This is a genomic window from Lacticaseibacillus nasuensis JCM 17158 (genome assembly GCF_001434705.1).
GTDB classification, from domain to species: domain Bacteria; phylum Bacillota; class Bacilli; order Lactobacillales; family Lactobacillaceae; genus Lacticaseibacillus; species Lacticaseibacillus nasuensis.
Genome location: NZ_AZDJ01000003.1, coordinates 233,105 through 259,727 on the forward strand (window position 1 = coordinate 233,105; position 26,623 = coordinate 259,727).

Here is a 26,623-nt window from a genome sequence, read left to right on the forward strand (position 1 = left end):
CGGGGCCGTCGGTAGCTGGCCGGCAAGCTACCGAGTGGGGCAAGTAGGCCACTTGCCCGGTGACACCAAAAATGCCCTGGCGACTGAAAAGTCGGCAGGGCATTTGGCGTGTCTGCGAATAAAAAAGCCGCCGCCTAGCTAGGCGGCGGAATCGATTATTTGCCGTTAGGTTTGTGTTCCATGTAGTCGCGGAGACTTGCCACGGTGCTTGGTTCCGGCACTTCGCGCATGGCCTTGATGTTGTGGATGTGCTCCACCGAAACGTGGCTGTTCAGCGCCATCTCCGTATCTGTGAGGTCGTTCTTGCGCTGGAAGGCGATAATTTCCTCGGCAAAATCGCTCAGTTGCTTGTTTACACTCATGGTAAGATTTCCTCCTTTGTTCTAATTCCTAGTATACCCGACTGTGGCCGAAATGGCATATTACTTGCAAAGCGAACGGACGTTTGCTATAATTAAGTTAGGATATGGTGGGTGTTGTTCAATCGTTTTGCCGCTTGGGTGGCTGATCGGAGGTGCATCTACATGGAACAATATGAGTATTTACGCCAGCTCGCCGCGAGTCAAGAGACGCCGATGCGCGTGCGAATCTGGGAGAATAAGAACGTCATCATTCGTCGCAACCTGGCGAACCACAAGGGGCTGACCACAGCGGTGTGGGATGCCTGGCTGCGCCAAAGTCTGCGGCAGTTTGGCGGATTTGAGCCGCTGATTGAGGTGGATGTGTTTGGCGACACGCCGGACATTCGCTTCTTTAGTACGCGCGCCTTAGCTGACGCGGTGCATTTCATTTTGCACGGTGCCGGGGAAGAAGTACCGGCGTAACAACTTACAAAAAGTTTGAGAATTTCGTTGACTAATAAAAAGTAAGTGATAAGATGGTCCTTGTAATCAGGTGAGGCAATCACCAATCAAGGAGGATCATCAATATGACAGTAATCAATGGATATGAACAAAGCGACCGGGAACAGAAACTCGACATCTTGAACCTACCGAGTCTTGAGGAACAAGCTAAGGCCATCATTCCGACTGGCGGCTTTGGCTACATCGTCGGCGGCGCCGAGGATAACTGGACGTTGCGCCAGAACACCAAGGCGTTTGCGCATGCGCAAATCGTGCCCAAGGCGTTGTCGAACATTGAGAATCCAGACTTGAGCACCAGCATCTTCGGGATTCCATTAAAGACGCCAGTGATGATGGCGCCTGCCGCGGCTCAAGGCTTGGCCCACAGTCAAGGCGAAAAGGATACCGCCAAGGGGGTCGCCGCCGTTGGTGGGTTGATGAGCCAAAGCACTTACTCCTCGACGTCGATTGCCGACACTCAAGCAGCGGCGCCTGATGCGCCTCAGTTCTTCCAACTCTACATGAGCAAGGACTGGACCTTCAACGAAAGCCTCTTGGACGAAGCCAAGAAGGCCGGCGCGAAGGCCATCATCTTGACGGTGGACGCCACGGTCGATGGTTATCGGGAAGCCGACATCATCAATAACTTCCAATTCCCAATTCCAATGGCCAACCTGACGAAGTTCTCCGAAGGCGACGGCAAGGGGAAGGGCATCGGCGAAATTTACGCTAGTGCCGCGCAGAAGATTAGCGAAGCTGACGTGCGCCGCATTGCGGAGTACACTGACTTGCCAGTCATCGTCAAGGGCATCGAGTCCCCTGAAGACGCGTTGCGGGCAATTGGCGCCGGTGCCGCTGGGATTTACGTCTCCAACCACGGTGGCCGTGAACTGAACGGCGGCCCGGCAGCGTTTGACGTTTTGCCAGCCATTGCCAAGGCAGTCAACCACCAGGTGCCGATTATCTTTGATTCTGGCGTTCGCCGCGGCTCCCATGTGTTCAAGGCGTTGGCTGCTGGTGCTGATCTGGTTGCCTTTGCCCGCCCGGTTATTTATGGCCTGGCCTTAGGCGGCGCACTTGGGGTACAAAGTGTGTTCGAGGAAATCGACCACGAATTGGCGATCACCATGCAGCTCGCCGGCACCCAGACGATTGCGGATGTGAAGCACGCACCGCTCACCCACTTTAACTACGAAGACTAAGCTAACGCGCCGTCACCCTTGCGGTGGCGGCGTTTTTGTTACCGGGAGAGTAAGCGCTTTGCCTGAGTCGCCGATACCGGTATACTGAAGGTAAGAGGTGACGACCATGAAAGTGTTGATTCTTTATGCATCGATTACCGGCAATGCCAAGGGAATGGCGCGCGTGCTCGAACAGTTCTTCACGCACGCCCAGGCGCAAGTGACAGTAGGCGAGATGCAGCAAACTGATGCGGCCACGTTAACCCATTACGACATCGTGGTGCTCGCCACTTACACCTGGACCGGTGGCACCATCCCGGAGGAAAGCGAAGACTTTTATCTGGACATGGGCCACACCGACTACAGTCAGCAACCGCTGGTGTTTGGCGTGGTCGGCACCGGTGATCCTTATTACGGTAAGGATTATAATACCGCCCCGGCGTTGTTCACCGCCACGTTGCGCGCTAGCGGGGCGATTCAAGGCGCCGAAACGGTAAAGATTGCTAACGGCGTCGACGAAGGTAACATGCCGGCGTTTGAGAAGTTTACCAAGCAGTTGTTGAGTAAGTATCAAGACGTGCACGACGCGGCCAACTAGGTTGTGGGGTAATCCTGCACGCCTAGCCGGCTCAATCAGGTTCGCAAGCCCAAGGCACTGCACGGAAGTCCACCTCAGGGCTGACTGGCAAAAACCACCAGTCCTCCCTGAGGCGGCGCTTCCGTTTCGTGCCTTCCCGGGCTTGTTCACACCATAATGGAGGCGATTCTCATGGACGAAACGATTTTCTTCAACCCTGGTGACGCGATTGCCAAGGATTATGATTACGCTGCAGCGCGCAAGAGTGCCGAGGTGTTCAAGGTGCATAATGCCATCGACCACGGCTTGGTCGTGGCGCAAGACGAGCACGGCCAGTTTGTCGTGTTCGATCCGCAAGAGGCAGCGGCCTTGACCCCTGAAGAGGCGGCCAAGCTGCCTGCCAGCAAGTATACGGTGTTGGCGCGGCTGTGAGACGCGGCTGGGTCAGGCTGGTGCTGGGGCTCTTGATCGTGGCGCTAGTGGGCATTGCCTATTGGTTGTTTCAAGCGCCGTTGCCGAATGTGGCGGCGGTCGCGATTACCGGCGTGGCGCTAGGGGTCTGCGTCGCGTTGGCGCTGGTGAGCTGGTGGCCGAGCAAATGACTGGCCGGCTGCGGCATTAACATGATTTGTTGCATGAGAACCCTGAAAGGATGAGAATCATGGCAAAATTAACGCAAGAAATGAAAGATATGATTGGCAGCCAATTGAACTATCTGGCAACGGCCGATGAAAATGGCAATCCGCAGGTGGGCCCCAAAGGCACCATGCGCGTGTTTGATGACGAGCATCTGATTTATAACGAGGAAACCGGGCACCACGCTTGGCACAACCTCAACGCGACGCGTAAGGCGGCGGTGGCAACGGTAGACCGCTCGCAACTCAAGGGCTTCCGGTTCGAGGGGACGGTCGAGTTCCATGACGACGACCAGATCTTCAAGGACGCGCAGGCCTTTGCCGAAGCGAAGCACTTGCCGGCGGCCATCAGTGCCGTGGTGATTCATGTTACCCGCATCGTGCGGTTGGATGCCGGCCCGAACGCTGGGACCATCATCGCAGAAGATAACTAAGCTACTGAAAACGGCAGGCACGCCAACGCGAACCTGCCGTTTTGTTATGCCGGCACGCCAACGCGCGCCTGGTGATTTTCGATGATGAGTTTGGCAATGGCCTGGGCGATGTTGTCGTTGCGCAGAATCGGGCCGTGGGCGTAACTGCCGAAGGTGTTCTTGTAGTGCAGGCCTTCGACGCCGTCTTCCGGATTGTTGCCATAACCTTGGACCATCTTGCCCAGTGGTTTCAGCTTCGGGTCATCGAAGTAGGTGCGCCCGGAGTGGTTCTCGAAGGCGCGCACGGTGCCGTATTCGGTTTCGAATTCGGTGTCGCCGATCATGCGGCTGTCCGCCTTGAACACGGTGTGCAGCGGCAGGATGCCGAGCCCCTTGATGGTTTGGCCGCCGCTGGTTTTGTAGTAGTCGCCGAGCAGCTGATAGCCGCCGCAAATGGCCAACATGGGCTTGCCGGCTTCGATGTAGGCTTGCATGGTGGCCTTATGCCGCAACAAGTCGCGCGCGACGACGGTTTGCTCGTAGTCTTGGCCACCGCCGAAGAACAGGAAGTCGTAATCTGCCGCGTTAAAGTCGGCGGCCAGGCTCACGTTATCGACTTGGACCTGGTAACCGGCCTGGTTGAGCCAGTACCGCAGGATCTTGACATCGCCCGAGTCGCCGTAAGTATTCATGAGGTCCTCGTAGAGATACGCGATTTTGATGGGTTCGCTCATGGCTTCGCCGCCTTTCAATGTGATACCGTATTTTAGCACAATTCGCCAGTAGGCAAATATGGAAATGCGCGCTCCCACATAGCAAGCTTATTGTATACTAAGCGAGATGATTGCCGTACCGGTGGTCATGCTAAGCGAGTTGAAATGGGGTAAGCGCGATGTTTTGCATGAATTGTGGCTTCAAGAATCAACCAGGAGATCAGTTTTGCGCCAAGTGTGGCGCGCCGCTGATCGCGGCGGTGCCGCAGACCTGGCAGTGTGCCAATTGCGGGCAGGTCAATCCAATCGACGCCAATTTCTGCGGCAGTTGCGGGGCGCCGCAACCCGCACCAGCCGCCGCTCAACCAGGCGCCACGGCGCAGCCGGCGGGGCCGAAGCAGAACTTGCTCAAGGCGGCGACGCACAAGCTTGCCAGTTACGCCGGGGAGGATGTTGACCTGGACATTAACCTGCGGAACTTGTTCTCGCAGGTCACTAAAAAGCACACGACGGCCGAGGCGGAGCAAATCTTCATCGCCGGCACGCCGGAGACGACGCCGACCATCGGCGAGTTGTCAGCCGACTGGGGCCGGCCGTGGCTGTTTTCGCGGATCTTCGCCGCGTTTGCGATTGTGTTTGCGCTCCTGTATATCATACTTGCGCAGTTGGGCAATCCCAATGCTGTCGGGGGCATCATTATGGTTGGCGCCTTTGCCGTCCCGTTTTCCGGCCTAGTGCTGTTCTTCGAGTTAAATGCCTACCACAATATCAGCATTTATTCCGTGATGAAGATTTTCTTCGTGGGTGGGGCACTATCCTTACTGGTTACCTTGATCCTCTATCTGGTTGTGCCTGGGGCCAGCTTAACCTCGTATAATTTGGCCAACGCGTTGGGCATTGGCTTTACAGAAGAGATTGGTAAGGCTTTGATTGTGGCGTATTTTGTCAGACAGCTGAATCCCAAAACTTTGCTGACTGGCGTGCTCATTGGCGCGGCAGTCGGAGCGGGCTTCGCGGTGTTTGAAACAATGGGTTACGACTATCATTTCTCAGGTAGCGTGCCTAGCTTGCTTAGCGTTGTATTTACGCGCGCCTGGTCTGCCCCCGGTACTCACATGGTCTGGGCCGCCATCGAAGGTGGTGGCTTGTTGGCGGCGAAGCGCGCAAAGCCGTTCGCTTGGAGCCAGCTGGTGTCAGGCAAGTTCTTGCCGTTCTTCATTATTTCCTGGGCGCTACACGCGATGTGGGATTGGCGAGAGACATTCGGCCTGGGTGATACGATTAAATATATTGTGCTGATTGTGATTGCTTGGATCGTCGTGTTCACGCTGATTGCCGCGGGGTTAAAGGAGTTGCGGCGACTGCAAACCGAAGCCCAACAAGCAGCTTAATTTTGGGAAGACGTGGCCGGACCTTGGGCCGCGTTTTTTTGTTGTCGTGCAGATATGCAAAATCACTGTTGCCAATCGTGCCTCACCCCTAGAATGTGGGTAACGCTGACGATGGTTGGGGGCGCTGGCCGGTGCCGTTTTGCCCAGTACGTTGTCGCGACTTGAGCATGGCACGCAAGACGATGATTGAGATTGGCAGATGGAGGCACAGCAATGAGCTGGTTACAAAGACGGTGGCAACACCTGATGACGATTCATCCACGCCCCGACGTGTACCGGTGGTGGCAAGCCTGCTTGCTGTTTGTCTGGCTGCTGGTGGGGGAGCAGGTCGTATTTGCCGGCTATTACACCGGGCACTACATGGGTGCAGACTGGTTCGGGCTGCTATTGGCGATATATTTTGCGTGGTTGTACTTAAAGCTACCCTTGGCATATGGTCAAAACCGCAACTGGCCGCGCCTGCACCTTGCAAGCATGCGGCGAGTGGGCATCACGGTGGGTGGCATGTTCCTGACCAGCCAGGGCTGGCACTGGCTTGGGCCCAAATTCCTTGGTTTGCAAACCAAGGGTGGCGCCACCAGTGCGAATCAGCATCTGCTCAACTCGCTGTTCCACAGCGGCTGGGCAGGGGCCGCGGTGACTGTCGGCGTGACGTTGGTGGTGGCACCGCTGATCGAGGAGTTTTGCTTTCGGTACCTGGTGTTGACGCCGACGCGCCACTTGCATGAACGGTGGCGCCTGACGGTGGCAATTGGCGGGTTTTCGCTGATGCACGTTGCGCAGCAATTGCCACAGGTGGCGGCCGGCCAGCTTTCGCTGCTGGCGTGGCTGTATTATTTCGTGGATTATGCAATTATCGGGGCGGGGCTCAGCTTGTTGTATCGCCGATGCCGTCAGTACGGGTTAAACGTGATGGCGCACGCGACGTGGAATCTCGTGGCGCTGGTGATGATGGGGTAAGGACAAGGAGGATCAGATGAAACGTTGGCGGTGGTTAATTGGGTTATTGCTTGGGAGTTTGGTCATTGGCTTGGTCGGCGTCACGACGCCGACGCCGGTGGCTGCCAAGGATTTGCCGCATCACAAGTTGTACAAGGCGATTAACGCGACGGTGGGCCAGCTCGACGACACGCGTTCATCGGTGATGGTCCAATCTCTGGGTGGCAAGTACTTTGAAGGCCCGGTGAAGCCCGGCGGTGGGGCAGTCGATGCAGGCGGCTTCATTCGGCTGTTCGTGATGGCGGCGGTCTACCATCAGGTGAAAAAAGGCAAACTCGGCTGGAAGCAGACCTACACCGTCGACGCGGATAACGCCGTGGCTGGCACTGGCGTTTTGCAAAACATGGATACCGGGACCACGGTGACGCTCAAACAATTGGTGAAGTACATGATGGCCAAGGACGACGATTGGGCCACCGATATCTTGATTCAGGCCATGGGCGGCAAGAAGAAAACGACGAAGATCCTCGATAAGCTGAAATTCGCCAATACCGAGGTCACCACCTACATCGGCGATACGGACGATACCGAGCTCGGAGCCGATAACCAAACCGATGCCAGCGATGTCGCGGATGCGCTAAGCCGCATGTACCGGCGCAAGCTCGTATCGAAGAAGGCGTCAAAGGCGATGTGGAAATTGCTCGAAAAAGGCACCGGCCCGAGCGCGTTGGCCGCCAAGTTGCCCACCGGCGCCACCTATGACAACATTGCCCACGTCAACGACGACCTCGGCGCCGTCGAGGAAGCGGCGATACTGTTCAACAAGCACGGCAAGGGCGTCATCGTCGTGGCCATGAGCGAAGGCGGCGACACGGGCCTTGAACAAGGGGCCTTTCACAGCTTAGGCAAAAAGGTGTATCACGCGGTGTTGAAGTAGCCATTAAAATAGCGCCATCGTCAGGCAATCTGAGGAATTGCTGGCGGTGGCGCTATTTTGGTTAAGCGATTATTCCAGGATTTCGGTTTGGGTCTTGGTGTCGTAGCGGTCGGTCTTGAGAATATCCGCGCCGGCGGCAGGCTTGCCGAGGGCGACGCACATCACGGGCACGAAGCGCTTCGGGTCGAGGCCGATGGCGGAGATGACGGTCTTGAAGTCGAAGCCGGACCACGGGTTGGCTTCATAGCCATGGGCCCGGGCGGTCAGCAACAACTGCATGCCGACCATGGCGCCGTCGATGGTGGCGTCCAGGGTCAGAAACTCCGGGCTGGCCTTTTCATACAACGGCAGGAAGGTGTTGAGAATCTGGTCGAGCTTCTCTTTAGAAATCTTGCCGGCTTCGTACACCTTGTTCCAGACGTCCCGGTAAACCTCGTGGGAATGGGTGTCCCCGGCGATGAAAATCAAGGCGGAGCTGGTGTCGATTTGTGGATAGTTGAACTTCATGGCGGCTTGCTTGAGCTTGTCCTTGGCAGCCGGCGTGTCGATGATGACGAAGTGCCACGATTGCAGGTTGCAGGCCGATGGGGCGGTGGTGGCTTCTTTAATCATTTCTTGTAGCTCGTCGCGGCTGATTTTGACGCTGGGGTCGAACTGGCGAACCGAGTGGCGATTCAACATGATATCGCTAAAATCATTGTTTTTCATAATAGAGATCCTTTCTGATTACTTCGTATAAGCCTCATGATCGAAGCGGCCGGTCAGCAGATACGGCGCCGCCTTGGCCGGGTCGAGGTCTTCTAGGTGCAACGTGTTGTGCATGACCGAGGTCTTGAAGTGGTACCAGCCGGCCCCAAGCGGCTTGAGCACAGGCAACTCGTTCAGCGGGTCATCGATGCTGGAGGCCAGCGTCAAGTCCAGCTTGCCGGGTTCGAGCTGATCGGTGAAGGACGTCATTTGGGTGGTGACCAGGCTGGTGTTAATGAAGTGGTTGGAGCCATCCTGGGCTTGTTCCAGGTCGTAATTGATGAAGAAACTGTTCATCTCGACGGCTTGGTTCAACGGCATCATCTGGGCGAACTGAGGCAGGAAGCTTGGCTCGTTGATGTCGCCGGCGGTCCAGTTCAGATCCAACACCTTGGTGCCGTGGCGCGTCACGCTGGCGTGGGCGGTGTTGCCGTCGCGGGTCAATTGAATGTCATCGGCTAACTTCTTGGGGATGCCGGCGCCTTCGCGACCGGCAACCATCCCGGCTTCGGCGCCGGGGCCAGCCAACAACAACTCGAATGGGTAGGCGCCCATTAACTTATCCTTGTAGCTAACTAACGCGTACAGGGTTTGCTCAAGATAGGCCGGGCCGAAGTTGGGCTTGTTCATCTTCACGACGTAGCCGACGACGACCGGCGCCGCGAGCTTCAGTGGAGCCGGGACCAACTTTGCCAAGGCCGCCGGGTCGGTGCCATAAGCAAAGGCCAACCCGCCTTGATCATTCATACTAGGATTATCCAAAAACTGTTTCACAGCGGAATCAGATGCGTAATAACTGGTCATAAGATTTTACCTCCAAGTTGTGAGCCGAGGCGGTAAAGGGGCGGAGCACAAGCGCCGCCTGGTGCTTGAAGCGCGGGTTTGGCGCTTCGAGTGCCGGGTGGACTTGTGTGTAGCCCCTTGCCTCGGCGAACACGATTAAGCAAGTTGCGAGCACGTTTAAACCGAAACCCTACATCAACCCATCCATCACATGGACATCCGGTGCCTTGTGGTTAACGATGCGGTTGACCCGATCGAGAATCAGCGGGTTGAATTGCGGATGCGTCAGGATGTAGAACTCGTTGTCTTCCAGCGCCTTGAAGACAGTGGCGGCAATGGTGTCGATTGGCATGCCGGTGGTGATGACGTATTTCGCGACTTGCTGGCCCTTCTTGAAGGCTTCGCTTTGGTAGTACGGGTCACTCGGGTCACTGTATTGCGCCGGCCGGTGTTGCTCGGTGTGGTACAAGTCGGTTTGCACGAAGCCTGGGCACATCACGTGCATTTCGATGCCGCTGTTGGCTCGCTGCAGGTCGTAGGCGGTGGCTTCAGTCATGCCCACCGAGGCGAACTTGCTGGCGTGGTATGCTGGCATCCCCGGGGTGTCGACTAGGCCGGCAATGGACGACACGTTCAAAATGGTGCCGCGCGTTTCTTGTTTCAACATAATTGGAATGACTTTGCGCATGGAATAAACCTGGCTCAAGACGTTGGCGTGGAGAATCCATTCCCAATCGCGCGTCGGCAGCTCCCACATGCGACCGGCCAAGGCGATGCCGGCGTCGTTGACCAGTAAGTCGATGGCGCCATACTTGGCCATGGCTTGGTCGATGGCCTTGGTGACCAACTCTTCTTTGGTCACGTCAGCGGGGATGGCGAGCACTTGCGCGCCGGTGGCTTCGATGGCCTTGGCGGTGGCCGTCAAGGCGGGTTCATCGATGTCGACCAGCGCCAGCTTCATGCCGCGCCGCGCGCCTTCTTCGGCAATCACTTTGCCAAAGCCATGACCCGCGCCTGTAATGAACATCACTTTATTCTTGAATTCTTTCATGAGAAAAACTCCCTTCGCGTTGTCACCGTCGTCACGGTGCAATATCATTCGCGATCCCGAATACAACTGTATCGTAACGTGAAAAAGCGCTACCATAAAGGTGTGAAGTCTCCATTGTAGTCGGCGATTCAGTGTGACATGCCCACACAGGGCACGGGGGGATAGGGTTATGGAGTTAGCCAAGCTGTTAAACCAATTAAATCAGACGCTCGACGTGCCGGTGACCACCGCCACCGGTGAGGTCACGGCCGCGGTGTTTGGGCAAAATCACCCGGTGGCGGGCACACTGAGTGTTTCGGCGACGCAACTGGTCGATGCCCAAGGCCGGCGGGTGGCGACATTGTCGTCGACGACCCCGATTGCCGCCTTAGAAACAATTGGTGAGGCGCTTTACCCAGTCGATGCGGTGAATGCGGCAGTGATGCCGGTGGCCGTTTCGGCAATCACGGCGAGTTTTGCCACCACGTTGGCCGCGGCGGCCAAGCTGCTGGCGGCGCCGTTGATGGTGCTGGACCTCACCGGCCAGCGCGTGCTGCAGGCCAGCAGCGCCGAGCTCGACGCGGGCACGGCCACGGGGCGCTTCTTGTCGACGCACCGGCCGGCGCTAGATCCGCACCGCTTCTGGCATCATCTGTACATTACGCAGCCGAGCCAGTCGCCTGTCCCCCTATTACTAACCCCGTTGACAGTCCAGCAAGCCCCGCTGGCGTACTTGGCGGTGGGGGCGACGAGTGGACCGATCACGGCCAAGCAGACGCAGCTGTTGCAGGCGCTGGCGCCGATCATTGCCAATGCCGCCGTGAAGGACCAAATCGTGACCGCCCCGGCGAGTGGCTGGGACCGGTTGTTGAACCTCTTGTTGATGGAGCAGTATGACCAGACCTTCGCCGCGCAATTTGCCCGGGCGGGGGCGGTGCTGCCAAAGCAAATGGTGTTGCTGCGCGCCCAACCCACTGCGGGACAAAGCGATACGGTGCTGCGCACGCGGCTGCAACAACTGTTGGCGCCGATGGTGACGCAGGTCATCGTGACGAATTATCGCCACTTGTGCTTGGCGCTGGTGACGGTGAGCCTGCCGGAATATAACAGCGCCGAGTTTCGGCAGCAGTTGGCCACCGTGGCCACGCGCGCCAATTGTCAGCTCATCGTGTCGACGTTTTACATGCGGCCCGGAGAAACCGTGGCGGCGTACCAGGTGCTGACGCGAACCGCGCGGCTGGCCGGCAACCCCTCGCCGGTAACCTTTTGCGAGGACCGATACTTTGCCTTGATGTTGGCGGAGGTCAACGACCGCGACAACATTCTGCCGTATTTTCTCAACCCGGCCATCAAGGCTTTGCAGGCATACGACACCAGTCATCATGCGGCGCTTGTGCCAACCTTGCGCGCTTACCTGGCCGCCGGCGGTAAACAAAGCGTCACCGCCGCCAGTCTGTACATTCACCCGAACACCTTGCGCGAGCGCCTCGAGCGCATCACGACATTGACCGGGTTGAATCTGAAGGCCGCGGCCACACAGACGAAGCTGACGGAAAGCTTTGCGGTGCTGGATTATTTGAAGGCGCGGCGGTTGGAGTGACGTGATTTAAGGGCATAGTCACTGTCTGGTGACACTTTGGCATCCCATTAGACACAACAAAGCGCTAGCTGATAGCTAGCGCTTTGTTGTGTCTAATGGGATTCAATTCATTTCGGTTGTGTCTTTAAGATGAGGAGCAAACCGGCGCTGATTTGATCAGCGACCTCAATCGGCAAGCTATCTAAGTATGATTCGAGCCGTTTATAGCTACCGCTCAGGCAGGCATCCTTGCCATTAGCGGATTCATCCGTGACCAGGTCTTCCAAACTGACCCCGAGAGCAGTCGCGATTTCCGCAAGGCGCTTGAGGCTAATGTTTTGTTGACTATCTCGTTCAATTTTGGAGATGAAATTAACTGATAACCCACTTTTCTCTGCGAGTTGTTCTTGTGTTAATTGTGCCTGCAGTCGATAGCGTCTAATTTTATCGCCTAAATTGCTACTCACCTCGGCACCTCCTAAGTGTAAAAGCAACTCAACTAAGCTTAGGCGAGCAAAATTGCGTTTATAAGGCAATATAATAATAGTCGTGTGTTACTATATGAACAGTTAGGGAAATGGAGGATGTCAGACATGACAGAGAATAACGAAATGGGTAATACAAGCGCTTCAGCGCCACAATATTCGGATTCACAAATTTTACTTGGCCATTATTTGGCGGATGCGAGTCATAATGACTACAATGTCGCCTCCCGGCACTTAGAGGTTGCAAAGCGAAAACATGCGGCGGCAATTATCTTGACCGTAACAATCCTGGCTACCGTTATCTTCTGGGGAATTGGGGTCCCAATGAGTTCGTCATCTATCGGGTTCATTTCGGGTTTGGGGACGCTTCTCTTCGCCATTGGTGCAGTCCCCTTCTTCGCGGCTCTGCTAGGGGTTGGAGTACCGTATTTCTTCTACTATCTTGACGTTCACGCCGGTAAGCGTAATAAAGCCGACAAGCCGGACATAAGTAATACGTTTGTTGCGCGGTTACTGGGATATGACCGTTTGTGGTTCAAATATAGAGCGCCTCATGTCGACCCCGCAGACTATGAAATCTTTTTCGGTGAAAACTACAAGGAGTGGATGCAGAAGTTTGACGACTTGAAAAAGACGTTGCCAGCCATCCCGGAGCACTATGACAACATCTACGCTATCACGTGGCTTCTGACGTATTTTGATGAAGGGCGAGCTGACAGCATGAAAGAAGCGATGAATTTGTTCGAACAAGAAGAAATTCAAGCGCCGATGCAGCGACAGCGGGATAACGTGGGGGAAATTCGCGATCGTATCTTCAAGCGTGGGTTACGCCTGTTCTTCCCGAACCAGGCCAATTAAGGATAGGTAATTCAATGGCGCATTTAAAAAGTCTGTGGGTCTTCTCAGGTAAACTACCAAAGCGGGAGTATGTCAAGATACTCACCGTGATTCATGGTGCCTTCTTAATATTCTATGCGGGTTGGCTCCTGTTAGATTCTGTTGCCCGTGACTTCATTCTGTTGACTCACCTCAATGTGGCGCGATTTCGGGAATATTTGCCTCATTACCTTTGGTTGACCGTTTTTGCGTTGATTCTGTTGTTGGTGATTCTACCGGTGAATATTCGATTCTTCCCATTTGTACAAGCCTGGATAGCGAAGGGCACATTTCGTAAGCCCAACACGTTGGCGGCAATCCAAGAAATTAAGGACGCCTACCACGAGGGTTATCAGCGAGCGCCAGTGCGCACTGAGTATAAGGTGAACGGTAAGTTTACTTATGGGGTATTTGATCGCACACCGAATGGCATCAACGGAACTGTTGAGCAGTATACAACACAAGATTCGCGCGTAGCCAGTGGGTTAGACCGGGCAACAACGGATGCACTTGGTCGCGGTGGACAGTATATGTTCCAATTGATTCTTGGAACGGTTTTTCTATTGATGTTTAGTTGGTATTTGAGCTTCATTCTTGGGTGGTTTGCGATAGATAGCTTGGAACACACAATTGATCAACAGGGTTAATTGCTTAGGAGGAAGAATAATGAATCAATCACGTAAACAACGGCGCCTAGAACGCGCTATGGAGGAACAAACACACCGGGCTAAACTGGTTCACTCCAAGCATCGTGGCTGGTTGGCAGTGGGGATGATTGCCACCATGGGTTTAACTGGGCTTTTCTTCACCAACACTCAGTCTGTCAGTGCGGCGGAAACCACCAGCACGAAGCAGTGGACGCAACGGAGCGTCAGTGATATTGAGGCACAAATCAACGCTTCCGATAAAAAGGTCTACGATATTAAGTGGGGCGATACGCTGTCCACTATTACCGAGGCCTTGAACAATGTTGGCATCTCGACCACCATGAACCGGTTGGCTGAGATCAATCACATCGCTAATATTGATCTGATTTATGCTGGCAACAAGCTATACCTGTATGGTACTGGAGCGGATGCAACCGTCACCGTCAAGGGTGCCGATGGGAGCTATCAGACCTATAATCTGAATCCCGCTAAGCCGGTGACCCCTAGCGCAGGTGTCGCCGCCGCGACACAGTCCGCAGCAGCTCAAACCGCAACGGAAGCGACTCAAACACCAACGACTACGACTGCCTCAAGTACATCTGCTACCGCAACAAAGTCAACGAGCAAGCAAAGCGCTGCGGCCTTGAAGAAAGCCAAGGCGCAAGCAGAATCCGAAAAGAAGGCAGCCGCCGCAGCAAAGGCCCAAGCGGAAGCCGCCAAGAAAGCAGCTGCTGCTAAAGAAGCCGAGCTGACCGCACTGCTTAATGGGGAAAATACGGATGCGGCAAGCACTCTTACGACTAAGCGTGATGCGGCGTTGACGAAAGTGGCAAACACTCAAGCCACTTTAACTGCCGCGCAAGGCAAGTTCGATACTGCTCAGACAGCCGCTTCGAACGCTGCTACTGCTAAGCAGCAAGCTGATGCTGCCGTGACTGCTAAACAGGCAGAGATCACATCCGCCCAGACGGGAATCAAAGCTGCATCGGATAAGATTGCGGCGACTCAAGCGAAGTTAGACGCACTGAAGGCAGATGCCGATAAAGAAAAGGATGCGGATGCTACTCAACAAATTGCCACTCTGACGCAGCAGCTAGCCACGGCCAAGCAGAATCTCGCGGCCTATCAGACTAAGCTTACCAATGCCCAGACGGCCTTAGATACGGCAAAGAGCACTGCCGCCGATGCTGCTACGAAGCTGGCGACAGCCAGCACTGCGCTCGCCACTGCGACCAAAGAACGCGATGCAGCCGCGACCAACTTAAAGTCGGCTAAGACGGATCTGAGCGCCTTGCCGAGCACGGTGACTGCGCCGAATAGTGCGGCAGCGAAGAAGATTAAGGCTCAGCTAGCTGACATCAATACTGAGATTGATCAACTTAACGCGGAAATTGCTAAGTACGACAAGCAGATTGCGGCTTGGGATCAGCAGCTTGAGGATATTGCTCAGCAACTTAGCGATGGTACGAGTGCCGAGAATCAGGCAAAAACTGCCGCTGAGGCGATTGATACCACCGATGATGATGCGACCGTTTCTGCTGCCAATGACGCAGCAAAACATGCAGAGGACAGTGCGCCTAAAGTAAAACACACGCCGGTAGCCGTGGAAAAGGACGCCACGGTCAACGTCGATGAGTCTGGGCAGACCCTCACCAATACCGAGGGTTACACGAAAGTCGCTACTAGCGCACCAAAGGATGTCGTCACGACGGCGGACAATGGTGACACCGTCACGACGCACACAACGACAGTGACCTGGCACAAGAACGTGACAACAAAGAAGAACGTGACCGTCAACGTTGATGAATCCGGCCAGTCTTTGACCGATACCACGGGTTATACGAAGGTGAAGACAAGTGCACCTGTGACAACGAGTGAGCAGGCTGCCAACGGTGATATCACCGAAACCACAACAACGACCGTCACATGGCACAAGAACGGTACCACGACGAAGAACGTAACCGTTAATGTGGATGATACTGGTAAGACGCTGACGAATACGACTGGTTACACTAAAGTTGCCACTAGTGATCCAATACCATCCGATGAAATCAGTGCCAACGGGGATAAGATCACGACCTACACAACGACGGTGACCTGGCACAAACCGACGGTAACCACGAATACAAAGACCATCAACGTTGATGAGCAAGGTAATACCCTGTCCAGCACGACTGGTTACAAGCAGGTCAAGACGGGCACGCCAGCAGTCGCCACTAAGACGGCGATCAATGGTGATACCGTTAAGACCGTGACCACGACGGTAACTTGGCACAAGATTGCGACCAAGACCGTCAACGTGTCCGTTAACGTTGACGAGCAAGGCAATAGGTTAACCAGCACCGATGGCTACACCAAAGTGACGACTGGGGCCCCAAAGACCACCACAAGCACGGCGACCAATGGTGACATCACCAAGACCATCACGACGACCACCACTTGGAAGAAGACGCCTAAAGTGGTCACTACGACTAAGGTGGCCGTCACTAAGAACGTCGATGAAGCTGGTAATGATCTGGGCCAAGATCCAGATACCACGGCTTATCACTTGATGAAGACCAGTGATCCGGTCGTGACCAAGAGTACCGATGCCAACGGTAACATCACCGAAACCACCACGACGACGAACACCTACCACAAGATTGTGGTTAAGCACACTAGCACGATCCAAAACGTTGATGCTACGGATGTCAACGCCGAGCTCAAATCTACGGATGGTTATACATTGGTAGATAGTACGACGTTCGATATGAACCCCGTTGTTGCTGAAAACGGTGATACGACCATCGAAACAGTAACAATGAACACGTGGACGAAGACAGCTAATCAGTTACCAGGGGTCAACCTGAGTAGTGACAAGAAAGTTCAAGAAGTAAAAGCCCAGGTGGAAGACGGTGTGGGTGTTACTATCCCTCAAGCTCTTGACTTGACTAATCTTGATTTGAGCAAACTGGTCGCCAAGAAGTTTAACGCCATGTTGAACGAGGAACAGGCCAATACAGGACACGCCCAAACTCAAGTGGTGGCAGACGATACATCAATGGTACGGAGCGAGCAACGTGCTATTGAAGCACTATATGATTTTAGTCATGACCAGCCAGAAGGTAGCGTGCCGGGTGGTAACTACAATGACTACGCCGCTGCAGGTGTAAAAGCATCGGCCGATTCGATGAGCGCAAACGCAGAGTGTATCTGCTATTTCACTCTCAACCCAGCTACAGCTTTGACCGACGAAGATACATTGGCAACTCAAATCGCTAAGCAAGCCTTCAAGCAATATATCGAAGACGAACGCGCAACCAATGGTGGCCACTACGATAGCTTGGTAAACAGTGGCTTTACCCGTTTATCAATGGGCGTCTATGTAGTTAACGGAGCTGACGGAACTGGTTTGTTGAAGGTAGCAACCCAAGTCAATGCCGGTGAACCAGAAACCATAGACCTATCTGATACTACCGTTATTGACACTAGCGACATGAACTGGTAATTTTTTCAATCACGGGAACCCTCGTGGGTCATACATATCGAATCACATCTAACACTAGCCTTTGGCTGGTGTTTCTTTTTGCCCGAAGTGCGGTATGAATCTATCTGTTGACCAGGAAAATTAACCAATTAAGGTGATGATATCCTGGAGATTCATTATGATTGATGTGATTTTAGTCAGTCACGACTGTGGCTTCAGTCTTTGAGACAGCATCACCCTTAACCATGTAGAAATTGCCGCGACTTTACGTTAAACTAGAACATGACGTGAAACTCACCATTGTTCCACAAATCAAGAACGGAGTTGCCCATGGATGCCACTAGTTTTGCCGCCAGTTTAAGCGCGCTTGGCCTGACCTTGACGCCGGCTCAAGCCGCGCAGTTTGCCACATATTACGAGTACCTCGTGGCCGAAAACGAGAAGGTCAACTTGACGGCGCTGACCAGCGTGAGCGACGTCTACTTGAAGCACTTCTACGACTCGCTGACCTTGGTGCAGGCGGTGCCGGCGCTGCGCGATCAGCCGCTGACCGTGTGCGATGTCGGGGCCGGCGCGGGGTTCCCGTCGTTACCATTGAAGCTGCTGTTTCCGCAGCTGCAGGTGACGATTGTCGACTCCTTGCAAAAACGCATCGACTTTCTGGCGCGCCTGACGGACAAGCTGGGCCTCACCGGGGTCACCTTGGTGCATGACCGGGCCGAGACCTTCGGCGGGAAAAAGGCGCCGGCGCGCGAGGCGTTTGACCTGGTCACCGCCCGCGCGGTGGCCAACCTGGCGACGCTGGCTGAGTTTTGCCTGCCACTGACGCGCGTCGGTGGTCAATTCGCCGCCATGAAAGGCGCCGCCGGTGAAGCCGAGCTGAAGGCCGCCACCGTGGCGATTCACACGCTAGGCGGCGGCAAGCCGAGCATGGCGACACTTGAGCTGCCGGAAACTGGCGACGAGCGCAACATCGTGGTGGTGCCCAAGGCGCGCACCACGCCGGCGCGGTACCCGCGCAAGCCGGGCACCCCGGCGAAACAACCATTACACTAAGCCGCTCGCGGCCTGGACAAAAACACTTGGAGGGATTGGCGTGGCATTTTCTTTTTTTGGTAAAAAACAAGAGACACCCAAGGGCACCACAGTCACAGAGGTGCCACTGAGCGCCATCGTGCCCAACCGGCATCAGCCGCGGAAGGTGTTCACCCCCGACGCGATCAGCGAGTTGGCCGCGACCATCAAGGAACACGGCTTGTTGCAACCGATTGTCGTGCGCGAGTATGAACCCGAGCACTACGAGATCATCGCCGGCGAGCGCCGTTTTCGCGCGATGCAGGCGCTGAAGATGGAAACCGCGCCGGCCATCGTCCAGAAAATGAGCGATGACGAATCGGCGGAGATGGCGCTGATCGAGAACCTGCAACGGGAGAACCTGTCGCCAATCGAAGAAGCCCAGGCCTACGCGGATTTGATGCGGCTCAACCAGCTGACTCAGTTGCAGTTGGCCGACGAAATGGGCAAGAGCCAATCGTTTGTCGCCAACAAGTTGCGGCTGTTAAAATTAAGCGACCCCGTGCAAGACGCCATCATGAACGGCGAGCTCAGCGAGCGGCACGGCCGCGAGTTGCTCAAAGTCGACGATTACCACCAGCAGGTCCTGCTTCACGATATCCTCGCCCATAACTTGACGGTGCGCGACACCGAAGCGGCAGTGGAAGCCGTGTTGCATCCGGAAGCGGCAGCTGCCAAGGTGGCGCAAGCCGCAGCCGCGGCCGCCGTGGCCGAGCCGAGCGCCACGGGCAAGGCTAAGCCGAAGAAGCCGCGGCGCCGCACGCCGATCACCCATGACGCGCGCATGGCGGTGTCCACGCTGCGCCAGTCGCTGAAGATGATTCGCGAAGCCGGGCTCGACGTCCAGGCCACGGAGAACGAAAGCGAGACGGGGTATCATTTTGACATCGTGATTCCCAAGCCGAAGAAGGACTAACGCATGACACACATCATTGCAATCGCAAACCAAAAAGGCGGCGTCGGGAAAACCACGACCACCGTCAACCTCGGCGCGGCGTTGGCCGATCACGGCAAGCGGGTGTTGATCATCGACGCCGATGCGCAAGGCAACGCCACCAGCGGCGTCGGCATTCAAAAAGGCGCGGTCGACTCCGACATTTACGACGTGTTGGTCAACGAGGCGCCGATGGCCGGGGCGATTATGCCCACGGCGCACCGCAACCTCAGCATCGTGCCGGCGACGATTCAACTGGCCGGCGCGGAAATCGAGCTGACCAACCAAATGGCGCGGGAAATGCGCATGCGGCTGGGCATCGAGCCGATTGCCGACCAGTACGACTACATCCTCATCGACTGCCCGCCGAGCCTCGGCCAGCTGTCGATCAACGCGTTTACCGCCGCCAACGCCATCTTGATTCCGGTGCAGGCCGAGTACTACGCGCTGGAAGGCTTGAGCCAGTTGCTAAACACCGTGCGCCTCGTGCAAAAGCACTTCAACCCGATGCTGAACATCGAAGGGGTGCTGTTGACCATGTACGACGCGCGGACCAACCTCGGCGCGCAAGTCATCGCCGAGGTGCGCAAGTATTTTCAAGACAAGGTCTATGACACCATCATTCCGCGGGTGACCCGCTTGGCCGAGGCGCCGAGCTTCGGTCAGCCGATTGCCGACTTCGACCCGAAGTCGCGCGGTGCGGAAGTCTACGAAGCATTAGCTCAGGAGGTGCTGGCTGCCCATGGCGAAAGTAAATAAAAAAGGACTGGGACGCGGCATCGACGCCTTGTTCCAGGATATCAACACGCCGGATCTGACGCTGGATAACGTGTCTGACCTGGCGCTGACCGACATTCGGCCGAACCCGTACCAACCCCGCAAGACCTTCGACCAAGCCGGCTTGAACGACCTGGCCGACTCGATTCGCCAAAACGGTGTGTTCCAGCCGATCATCGTGCGCAAAAGCGTCAACGGCTACGAGATCATCACCGGCGAGCGCCGCTTCCGCGCCAGCAAACTGGCCGGCCGCGACACCATTCCGGCCATCGTGCGCGAGTTCGACGACCCGCAAATGATGGAAATCGCCGTCATCGAAAACCTGCAGCGCGAAGACCTGACGCCGCTTGACGAGGCGCAGGCCTATGATACGCTGATTAAGCGGCTGAAGCTGACGCAGGCTGAGGTCTCCAAGCGCCTCGGCAAGTCGCGGCCTTACATCGCCAACTACCTGCGCCTGCTGACCTTACCGGAAGCGGTGAAGCAGCTGTTAAACACCGGCAAGCTGTCGATGGGCCAGGCCCGCACGTTGTTGTCGTTGAAGGATAAACAAAAGCTGGTGGCGGTGGCCAAGAAAACCGTCACCGACGGGTTGACCGTGCGCCAACTCGAACGGTTGATCAACCAAATGAACGCGGGCGACGCCAAGCCGACCCGCACCCCGAAGCCGAAGTCGCCGTTTGTCCGCGCCAGTGAGGAGCAATTGGCCGCTCACTTCGGCACCAAAGTCGCCATCACCAGCGCGGCAAAAGGCCGCGGCAAGCTGGAAATCGATTTTGAAGACGAAGCCGACCTGACCCGGATTCTGGATTTGTTACATGTGAATATCGATTAGCAAGGTGCGAAGTCTGATTAAAGGAGGCCGCCATGTACGACTTACACGATCATGTGCTCATGAAAAAGCCCCACGCGTGCGGCACGAATGATTGGGAAATCATCCGCATGGGCATGGATATTAAGATTAAATGTAGCGGCTGCGGCCACATCGTGATGCTGTCGCGCCACGAGTTTGACCGCAAAATGAAGAAAGTCATTAGTCACGCAGAGAAAGAGTGAGCATAACCATGGCATTAACTGCTGGTATCGTCGGCCTGCCAAACGTCGGCAAGTCGACCCTGTTTAACGCGATTACCAAGGCCGGAGCCGAAATGGCCAACTATCCTTTCGCCACCATCGACCCCAACGTCGGCATGGTCGAAGTCCCAGACGCCCGGCTGGCGCGCATCGACGAGCTGATCCCGGCCAAGAAGATCATCCACACCACCTTCGAATTTACCGACATCGCCGGCATCGTCAAGGGCGCCTCGAAGGGTGAGGGCCTGGGCAACAAGTTCCTGGAAAACATTCGCCAAGTCGACGCGATCATCCACGTCGTCCGCGCCTTCGACGACTCGGAAATCACCAGCGTCACCGGCAAGGTCGATCCGCTCGACGACATCGAAACCATCGACTTGGAACTCGGCCTCGCCGACCTTGACGCCGTTACCAAGCGCTACAGCAAGGTGGAGAAAATCGTGCGCACCAACACCAAGGACAAGGACACCGCCGCCGAGTTCGCCGTGCTGGAGAAGATCAAGCCGGTGCTGGAGGCCGGCGGCACCGTGCGCAGCATCGATTTCAATGAAGACGAGCAGAAGATCGTCCGCGGGTTATTCCTGCTGACCAGCAAGCCGGTGCTGTATGTGGCGAACATCGCCGAAGAAGACATGGCCGATCCCGATGCCAATGCCTACGTGCAACAGATTCAGCAGCACGCTCAGGCAGAAGGCGCCGAAGTGATTGCCATTTCCGCGAAAACCGAAGAGGAAATCGCCGAGCTCGACGATGACGACAAGGCCGATTTTCTCGCGGCGGAAGGCGTCAGCGAATCCGGCTTGGACAAGCTGATCAAGGCCAGCTACCACCTGCTGGGCCTAGCCACCTTCTTCACCGCCGGCGGCAAGGAAACCCGCGCCTGGACTTTCCATCAAGGCATGAAGGCCCCGCAAGTCGCCGGGATCATCCACTCCGACTTTGAGCGCGGCTTCATCCGCGCCGAAACGATGTCCTTTGCCGACCTCGACAAGTACGGCTCCGCCGCCGCGGTCAAGGAAGCCGGCCGCCTGCGCTCAGAAGGCAAGGAATACGTCGTGCAAGACGGCGACATCATCGAGTTTAGGTTTAATGTTTAAGCTGGTGTAGCGGGGCGGTTAGTGGCCCCGCACAGCCCGTCTCAGCAGCACACAACTAGACACAGGGGGAACCACACTTGGCAAAAGAAACCAAAGAAGAGCAGGTCATCGAAGTTGACGTCGACGCCTTACTCGGCGAATTATCGAAGAAAAACGACGAATACGTCTTTAAGTTGCGGCGCATCCTGACCGAAAACGGCTATAGCGAAGACAAGCAGCGCGACATCCTCGCTAACCTGTTGCCGGACATGGTGCAGGCCCAACACGAGGGCAAGCCGGCCAACCAGCTGTACGGGCCGGTGACGGTCGAGGCCGATCACATCATGCACGCCCCGAAGCCGGCGCCGAAAGTGCCGTTTTGGCTGAGTGCCACGGACTTGAGTCTGTTTTTCATGAGCATGTTCTGCCTGATCTACGGCTTCATGGCTTACTTCTCCAGCACCGCCAAGCAGATGCAACAAGGCAGCGGCATCTTGTCGTTGCTGGTGATGTCGATCATGGCCGGTGTGATGTTCAGCTACTTCAACACGTGGAACCGCCTGCCGAAAGACAAGCGCCCAAAGACATGGATTCTGTTGCTGGCCGGGGTGGCGTTGATTCTGGTCTTCTCCTTCCTCAGCAGCGTCTTGGTCTTGATCAAGTCGCCTTTGACCAGCGCGATGGCCTGGCCGGTGTATGGCGTGTTCGCGGTACTTTGCTACGGCGCGCACTTCTTCCTCAAGCGCAAGTACAAGCTGCCTGGTTTGTTTGCCAATTAAACCTCAAAAGAGACCCCGCGCGGGTCTCTTTTTTCGCGCAAAAATGGCCGGTAGCGTGGCGCTACCGGCCGGTTGATTAGCTGTGAAAAGCGCGGTCCCAAGCGGGATGGGCGAAGGTGTCGGCAGGAAAATGGTCCCCCCACAAGGCGGCCACGGCGTCTAAGGCGACGTATTGGCCGGTAGTGCGGGCCCGGGCACACCAGGTCGTTAACGCGGCGTGCGGCGAGTCACCGAGCACCACCGCCGTGGCCACCGCGGCGCCCCCTTGTTCCCAAGCCGGTGCGGTGTCTTGGTCGAGCGGGTCGCGGGCTAAGGCGGCCAGCAACTGGCTGGCTAATGCCGGGGCGGTCGTCGCGAGTCGCTTGAGGCTGGTGGCAATGGCGGCGTGGTAGAAATCACCATTGATGTCATCAGGATAATCGCGGCACCGGCGCGCCACCCGGTCGCAAAACAGCGGCAGGTCGCTGGCCGCCAGCCACTCGGCGAGATACTTGATGGTGAGGCCTTCTTGAACGCCCCAGCGATTAGACTGCACGAGTTGCGTAAACGCAGCCGGGGTGTGCTTGGCGAGGCCAATCGTCGGGGTCACCGCAAACTGGTCGGATAATGTGGCCTGCAGGATAAAGTCTTGCGCGGTGGCGATGGGGGTAGGTAGCGCAGCGGCATCGGTGCGGAACTGCTGATACAATTGCTCGGCCGCGGCGACCGTGGCGCAGTCGGTGATTTGGTACCAATAGCTGTACAGGCCCGGTTTGTGGCCGACGTGCTTGGCGGTGCCGCCGGCGCTCATGAGCAGCGTTTGCGGCAGCAACGCGAGCTCGGCGCTGACTTGGGTCATGGCCCCAAAGCCTAACTGCGATTGGCCGTTCATATAGCGCCGCAACGTACTGGGGTCGCGATCACTGGGCAGGTCTTCCGGCGTGACCCCAAACAGGCGCAGCCGCTGGGCCAAGACCCCGCCGGCAGTCTGACTGGTGTTCAGCGTGCCGAAGTGATCGACCAACGCCGGGTTGTGGGCGGGTTGCGCGGCTTGGGCGTGGGCATAAAGCGCCGCGTAGTAGGTGGCAGCGGTGAGGTGGCCCACGGCGCGCTCGGCGTCGAGATAAGCCGTCACCGCCGCCGCGTGGGCCGGCGTCGGGGCCTGGACCCAGGTGGCCAAGCGCTGGGCGAAGCGCCAGCGCGGTAGGGTGTCCCGGTAAGCGTTGAGGTGACCGTGAGCCGCCAACTCTGCCGTAAGTTCGGCTTGGTGCGCAGTGAGAAAATCGGTGTCGCGGTTGGCCGCGGCGCTGAGCCAATAATCGATCAGCAACACGCCGCGGTAGTCTTTGCGCAAGTTGTGGCTCATGCGCTCGGAGCGCTGCCACAAGATTTCTAGCAACTCGTGGCTGGCCGGCGCAATCAGCGCGGCGCGGATGCCTTCCTCCAGGGGCGTCAGGTTTTCCGGTACGACGAGAAAATCGGCGAGGCGCTGCTCGGCGGCGAGGCTCAGGCGAAACGTCGGCTCTGCCCAGTGCAAGGCCGCGGCAAACCACGCGTCCGCCAAGGTGGTCAAGCCGCTGGGCGTTGGGTGCGCCGCGGCAAATGCGCGCTGGCGTTTCAGGAGGGCGGCTTGCGCCTGGCCTTCGACTAGGCCGCGGGCCATGAAGGGAAAAATCTCAGGCGCCTCCGTTAACAGCGGCAGAAAGTCTTGCGGCTCCAGGCCCAGCGCATCAATCAGCCGTTGCGCTTTGGCGGCACTGATGTCTTGGTTGCCGCGTTCAAAGCGCGATAACGTCGCCGGTGAAAAGCTGCTGGCCGCCGCCGTGAGCGCCACGCCGCGACCGCTGCGAAACTCATGGAAGAACTGCCCGAGCCGGGCCAAACCGATTGGAATTGTCATGTGCACACCTCGCGAAGTTAATGGCCCTATCATCGCGCAGACCGGTGGCGGGTTCAAGACTGGCAAAACACGAATGAGAGTGTGCTCATTTTAGTTTGACGCTAGGGAGTTGGCATGCTAATCTAGTCAACAACAAAATTTGAAAGAAGGCTGTTCACGTGAGTAATTGGGAGACAAAGTTTACGCGCCGTGGTTTTACGTTTGATGATGTATTGTTGATCCCTGCCGAAAGTCATGTGTTGCCGCAAGACGTCGATCTCTCGACTCAACTCGCCCCGAATCTGCACCTCAACATTCCGATCATTTCCGCCGGGATGGACACCGTGACCGAAGCCGACATGGCCATCGCCATGGCGCGCCAAGGCGGCTTGGGGGTCATTCATAAGAACATGACCATTGCCCAGCAAGCCGATGAGGTGTTGACGGTTAAGCGTAGCGAAAATGGCATCATCGCCAACCCAATTTTCCTCACTGCAGACGATCCGGTGAGCGCCGCCGATGATTTAATGAAGAAGTACCGCATCTCCGGCGTGCCGATCGTCGCCGACCGGGACAGCCGTCAGCTCACGGGCATCATCACCAACCGCGACCTGCGTTACGTTGCCGACCACACCGTCGCCATCGGCACGGTGATGACCAAGGACCACCTGGTGACCGCGCCAACCGGCACGACGCTAGGGGAGGCCGAAGCCATTTTGCAGCGGCACAAGATTGAAAAGCTGCCGCTGGTCGATGAAGACGGGCGCTTGTCCGGCTTGATCACCATCAAGGACATCGAAAAGGTGATCGAGTTCCCGAATGCCGCCAAGGATGACAAGGGCCGGCTGTTGGTGGCCGCCGCGGTGGGCGTCACCAGCGACACCTTCGAGCGCGCCCAGGCCTTGTTAGACGCCGGCGCCGACGCGATTGTCATCGACACGGCGCATGGCCATTCTGCTGGTGTGCTGCGGAAGATTGGCGAGATTCGTGAACACTTCCCGGACGCCACGCTGATTGCCGGCAACGTCGCCACGGCCGAAGGGGCCGCGGCGTTATATGATGCCGGTGCCGATGTCGTTAAGGTCGGGATTGGCCCCGGATCGATTTGCACGACGCGGATCGTTGCCGGCGTCGGCGTGCCTCAGCTGACCGCCGTGTACGACGCGGCCACTGTGGCTCGCGAACGCGGCAAGGCCATCATCGCCGATGGTGGCATCAAGTTCTCCGGTGACATCGTCAAGGCCTTGGCCGCAGGCGGCGCCGCGGTCATGCTGGGGTCGATGCTTGCCGGCACCGACGAAGCGCCTGGCCAGTTTGAAATCTACCAAGGCCGCCGGTACAAGACTTATCGCGGCATGGGCAGCATGGGCGCGATGAGCCAAAGCCATGGCAGTTCCGACCGCTACTTCCAAAGCGGCGTCAACGAAGCCAAGAAGCTGGTCCCAGAAGGCATCGAAGGCCGCGTCGCCTACAAGGGCAGCCTCGCCGATGTGATTTACCAAATGGATGGCGGCTTGCGCAGTGGCATGGGCTACGTCGGCGCCCCGGACATTCAGGCGCTGGCCGACAACGCCCAGTTCGTCCAGATCTCCGGCGCGGGCTTGAAAGAAAGTCATCCGCATGACGTTCAGATCACCAAAGAAGCACCGAACTACTCAATCGAATAATGACTGTGTGCGCGGCTGGGCCATTGACCCGGCCGCGTTTTTTTGGTGGCTGACCACAACTTGCCCGGTTTAGCAGGACCAGCGGCTGGCTTACTGAAACTCTCCGGCACGACCCCACCTTTTTCTGGTATGCTGGTCTACAT

28 protein-coding genes are annotated in these 26,623 nt (G+C 56.7%); 20 read left to right on the plus strand and 8 right to left on the minus strand.

Annotated elements, in window-relative coordinates; all coding sequences use genetic code 11:
* Window positions 1-155 precede the first annotated feature (155 nt).
* Window positions 156-362, minus strand: a complete 207-nt coding sequence (locus FD02_RS02785) for an LBP_cg2779 family protein (RefSeq protein ID WP_054723561.1) — start codon at window positions 360-362, stop codon at window positions 156-158.
* A 162-nt stretch (window positions 363-524) separates the two neighbouring features.
* On the opposite strand from FD02_RS02785, the gene FD02_RS02790 reads away from it, so the two are divergent.
* The 4 genes from FD02_RS02790 to FD02_RS02805 all read left to right on the plus strand — a co-directional run bounded on the left by FD02_RS02790 (window position 525) and on the right by FD02_RS02805 (window position 3,032).
* On the plus strand, window positions 525-824 hold the full coding sequence (locus FD02_RS02790) for a hypothetical protein (protein WP_054723560.1): 300 nt from the start codon (window positions 525-527) through the stop codon (window positions 822-824).
* A 104-nt stretch (window positions 825-928) separates the two neighbouring features.
* Entirely contained in the window at window positions 929-2,044 is a 1,116-nt protein-coding gene (locus tag FD02_RS02795; protein WP_056950247.1) for a lactate oxidase, read from the plus strand.
* Between the two features lie 106 nt (window positions 2,045-2,150).
* Complete coding sequence (locus FD02_RS02800) at window positions 2,151-2,621, plus strand: flavodoxin domain-containing protein (protein ID WP_056950249.1); 471 nt, start codon at window positions 2,151-2,153, stop codon at window positions 2,619-2,621.
* 171 nt (window positions 2,622-2,792) lie between these two features.
* Window positions 2,793-3,032, plus strand: a complete 240-nt coding sequence (locus FD02_RS02805; RefSeq protein ID WP_225352614.1) for a hypothetical protein — start codon at window positions 2,793-2,795, stop codon at window positions 3,030-3,032.
* Between the two features lie 70 nt (window positions 3,033-3,102).
* Here FD02_RS02805 and FD02_RS11600 read toward each other — a convergent pair whose 3' ends face one another.
* Window positions 3,103-3,225 carry a hypothetical protein gene (locus FD02_RS11600; protein ID WP_268871589.1) on the minus strand — a complete coding sequence of 41 codons (123 nt, stop codon included), beginning with the start codon at window positions 3,223-3,225 and terminating at the stop codon, window positions 3,103-3,105.
* Between the two features lie 36 nt (window positions 3,226-3,261).
* Between FD02_RS11600 and FD02_RS02810 the strand changes: the two genes are divergently transcribed.
* Window positions 3,262-3,669 carry a pyridoxamine 5'-phosphate oxidase family protein gene (locus FD02_RS02810; RefSeq protein ID WP_056950253.1) on the plus strand — a complete coding sequence of 136 codons (408 nt, stop codon included), beginning with the start codon at window positions 3,262-3,264 and terminating at the stop codon, window positions 3,667-3,669.
* 44 nt (window positions 3,670-3,713) lie between these two features.
* On the opposite strand, the gene FD02_RS02815 is transcribed toward FD02_RS02810, so the two are convergent.
* Window positions 3,714-4,382: a type 1 glutamine amidotransferase gene (locus FD02_RS02815; RefSeq protein WP_056950256.1), complete on the minus strand. Its 669-nt coding sequence runs from the start codon at window positions 4,380-4,382 to the stop codon at window positions 3,714-3,716.
* A gap of 158 nt (window positions 4,383-4,540) precedes the next feature.
* Here FD02_RS02815 and FD02_RS02820 point away from each other — a divergent pair, with 158 nt between their 5' ends.
* From FD02_RS02820 to FD02_RS02830, 3 genes are all read left to right on the plus strand, one after another.
* A complete protein-coding gene (locus FD02_RS02820) occupies window positions 4,541-5,752 on the plus strand; it encodes a PrsW family glutamic-type intramembrane protease (protein WP_082603283.1) in 1,212 nt (403 codons plus the stop codon).
* A 213-nt stretch (window positions 5,753-5,965) separates the two neighbouring features.
* Window positions 5,966-6,712, plus strand: a complete 747-nt coding sequence (locus FD02_RS02825; protein ID WP_056950258.1) for a CPBP family intramembrane glutamic endopeptidase — start codon at window positions 5,966-5,968, stop codon at window positions 6,710-6,712.
* 16 nt (window positions 6,713-6,728) lie between these two features.
* The gene (locus FD02_RS02830) at window positions 6,729-7,628 is read left to right on the plus strand and encodes a serine hydrolase (RefSeq protein WP_056950261.1); all 900 of its coding nucleotides are present in this window, start codon (window positions 6,729-6,731) and stop codon (window positions 7,626-7,628) included.
* Window positions 7,629-7,697: 69 nt separating this feature from the next.
* Here the strand turns inward: FD02_RS02830 and FD02_RS02835 are convergent, their stop codons facing one another.
* The 3 genes from FD02_RS02835 to FD02_RS02845 all read right to left on the minus strand — a co-directional run bounded on the left by FD02_RS02835 (window position 7,698) and on the right by FD02_RS02845 (window position 10,209).
* Window positions 7,698-8,336, minus strand: a complete 639-nt coding sequence (locus tag FD02_RS02835; protein ID WP_054723520.1) for a nitroreductase family protein — start codon at window positions 8,334-8,336, stop codon at window positions 7,698-7,700.
* Window positions 8,337-8,354: 18 nt separating this feature from the next.
* Window positions 8,355-9,179: an acetoacetate decarboxylase family protein gene (locus FD02_RS02840; RefSeq protein ID WP_054723521.1), complete on the minus strand. Its 825-nt coding sequence runs from the start codon at window positions 9,177-9,179 to the stop codon at window positions 8,355-8,357.
* A 169-nt stretch (window positions 9,180-9,348) separates the two neighbouring features.
* Window positions 9,349-10,209, minus strand: a complete 861-nt coding sequence (locus tag FD02_RS02845; protein WP_056950264.1) for an SDR family NAD(P)-dependent oxidoreductase — start codon at window positions 10,207-10,209, stop codon at window positions 9,349-9,351.
* A gap of 169 nt (window positions 10,210-10,378) precedes the next feature.
* Here FD02_RS02845 and FD02_RS11165 point away from each other — a divergent pair, with 169 nt between their 5' ends.
* A complete protein-coding gene (locus tag FD02_RS11165) occupies window positions 10,379-11,788 on the plus strand; it encodes a PucR family transcriptional regulator (RefSeq protein WP_056950267.1) in 1,410 nt (469 codons plus the stop codon).
* Between the two features lie 107 nt (window positions 11,789-11,895).
* Here the strand turns inward: FD02_RS11165 and FD02_RS02855 are convergent, their stop codons facing one another.
* Window positions 11,896-12,234: a helix-turn-helix domain-containing protein gene (locus tag FD02_RS02855; protein ID WP_054723453.1), complete on the minus strand. Its 339-nt coding sequence runs from the start codon at window positions 12,232-12,234 to the stop codon at window positions 11,896-11,898.
* Window positions 12,235-12,360: 126 nt separating this feature from the next.
* Between FD02_RS02855 and FD02_RS02860 the strand changes: the two genes are divergently transcribed.
* From FD02_RS02860 to FD02_RS02905, 10 genes are all read left to right on the plus strand, one after another.
* Window positions 12,361-13,110, plus strand: a complete 750-nt coding sequence (locus tag FD02_RS02860; RefSeq protein WP_054723454.1) for a hypothetical protein — start codon at window positions 12,361-12,363, stop codon at window positions 13,108-13,110.
* Window positions 13,111-13,124: 14 nt separating this feature from the next.
* Window positions 13,125-13,775, plus strand: coding sequence for a hypothetical protein (locus FD02_RS02865; RefSeq protein WP_054723455.1), 651 nt, complete (start codon window positions 13,125-13,127; stop codon window positions 13,773-13,775).
* Window positions 13,776-13,794: 19 nt separating this feature from the next.
* Window positions 13,795-17,262 carry a LysM peptidoglycan-binding domain-containing protein gene (locus tag FD02_RS02870; protein WP_056950270.1) on the plus strand — a complete coding sequence of 1,156 codons (3,468 nt, stop codon included), beginning with the start codon at window positions 13,795-13,797 and terminating at the stop codon, window positions 17,260-17,262.
* Between the two features lie 309 nt (window positions 17,263-17,571).
* The gene (gene rsmG / locus FD02_RS02875; RefSeq protein WP_056950273.1) at window positions 17,572-18,297 is read left to right on the plus strand and encodes a 16S rRNA (guanine(527)-N(7))-methyltransferase RsmG; all 726 of its coding nucleotides are present in this window, start codon (window positions 17,572-17,574) and stop codon (window positions 18,295-18,297) included.
* A 40-nt stretch (window positions 18,298-18,337) separates the two neighbouring features.
* Window positions 18,338-19,231 carry a nucleoid occlusion protein gene (noc, locus tag FD02_RS02880; protein ID WP_056950275.1) on the plus strand — a complete coding sequence of 298 codons (894 nt, stop codon included), beginning with the start codon at window positions 18,338-18,340 and terminating at the stop codon, window positions 19,229-19,231.
* 3 nt (window positions 19,232-19,234) lie between these two features.
* Window positions 19,235-20,008: a ParA family protein gene (locus FD02_RS02885; protein ID WP_056950277.1), complete on the plus strand. Its 774-nt coding sequence runs from the start codon at window positions 19,235-19,237 to the stop codon at window positions 20,006-20,008.
* The gene (locus FD02_RS02890) at window positions 19,992-20,861 is read left to right on the plus strand and encodes a ParB/RepB/Spo0J family partition protein (RefSeq protein ID WP_056950279.1); all 870 of its coding nucleotides are present in this window, start codon (window positions 19,992-19,994) and stop codon (window positions 20,859-20,861) included. Before FD02_RS02885 ends, FD02_RS02890 begins: the two co-directional genes overlap by 17 nt.
* A 32-nt stretch (window positions 20,862-20,893) precedes the next feature.
* Complete coding sequence (locus FD02_RS02895; protein WP_054723556.1) at window positions 20,894-21,082, plus strand: DUF951 domain-containing protein; 189 nt, start codon at window positions 20,894-20,896, stop codon at window positions 21,080-21,082.
* Window positions 21,083-21,090: 8 nt separating this feature from the next.
* On the plus strand, window positions 21,091-22,197 hold the full coding sequence (ychF, locus tag FD02_RS02900) for a redox-regulated ATPase YchF (protein ID WP_056950281.1): 1,107 nt from the start codon (window positions 21,091-21,093) through the stop codon (window positions 22,195-22,197).
* A gap of 77 nt (window positions 22,198-22,274) precedes the next feature.
* Entirely contained in the window at window positions 22,275-22,955 is a 681-nt protein-coding gene (locus tag FD02_RS02905) for a DUF1129 domain-containing protein (protein ID WP_054723557.1), read from the plus strand.
* Window positions 22,956-23,031: 76 nt separating this feature from the next.
* Here FD02_RS02905 and FD02_RS02910 read toward each other — a convergent pair whose 3' ends face one another.
* Entirely contained in the window at window positions 23,032-24,834 is a 1,803-nt protein-coding gene (locus FD02_RS02910; RefSeq protein ID WP_056950284.1) for a helix-turn-helix domain-containing protein, read from the minus strand.
* Window positions 24,835-24,992: 158 nt separating this feature from the next.
* Between FD02_RS02910 and guaB the strand changes: the two genes are divergently transcribed.
* Window positions 24,993-26,480 carry an IMP dehydrogenase gene (gene guaB, locus FD02_RS02915; protein WP_056950287.1) on the plus strand — a complete coding sequence of 496 codons (1,488 nt, stop codon included), beginning with the start codon at window positions 24,993-24,995 and terminating at the stop codon, window positions 26,478-26,480.
* The last annotated feature ends 143 nt before the right edge of the window (window positions 26,481-26,623 follow it).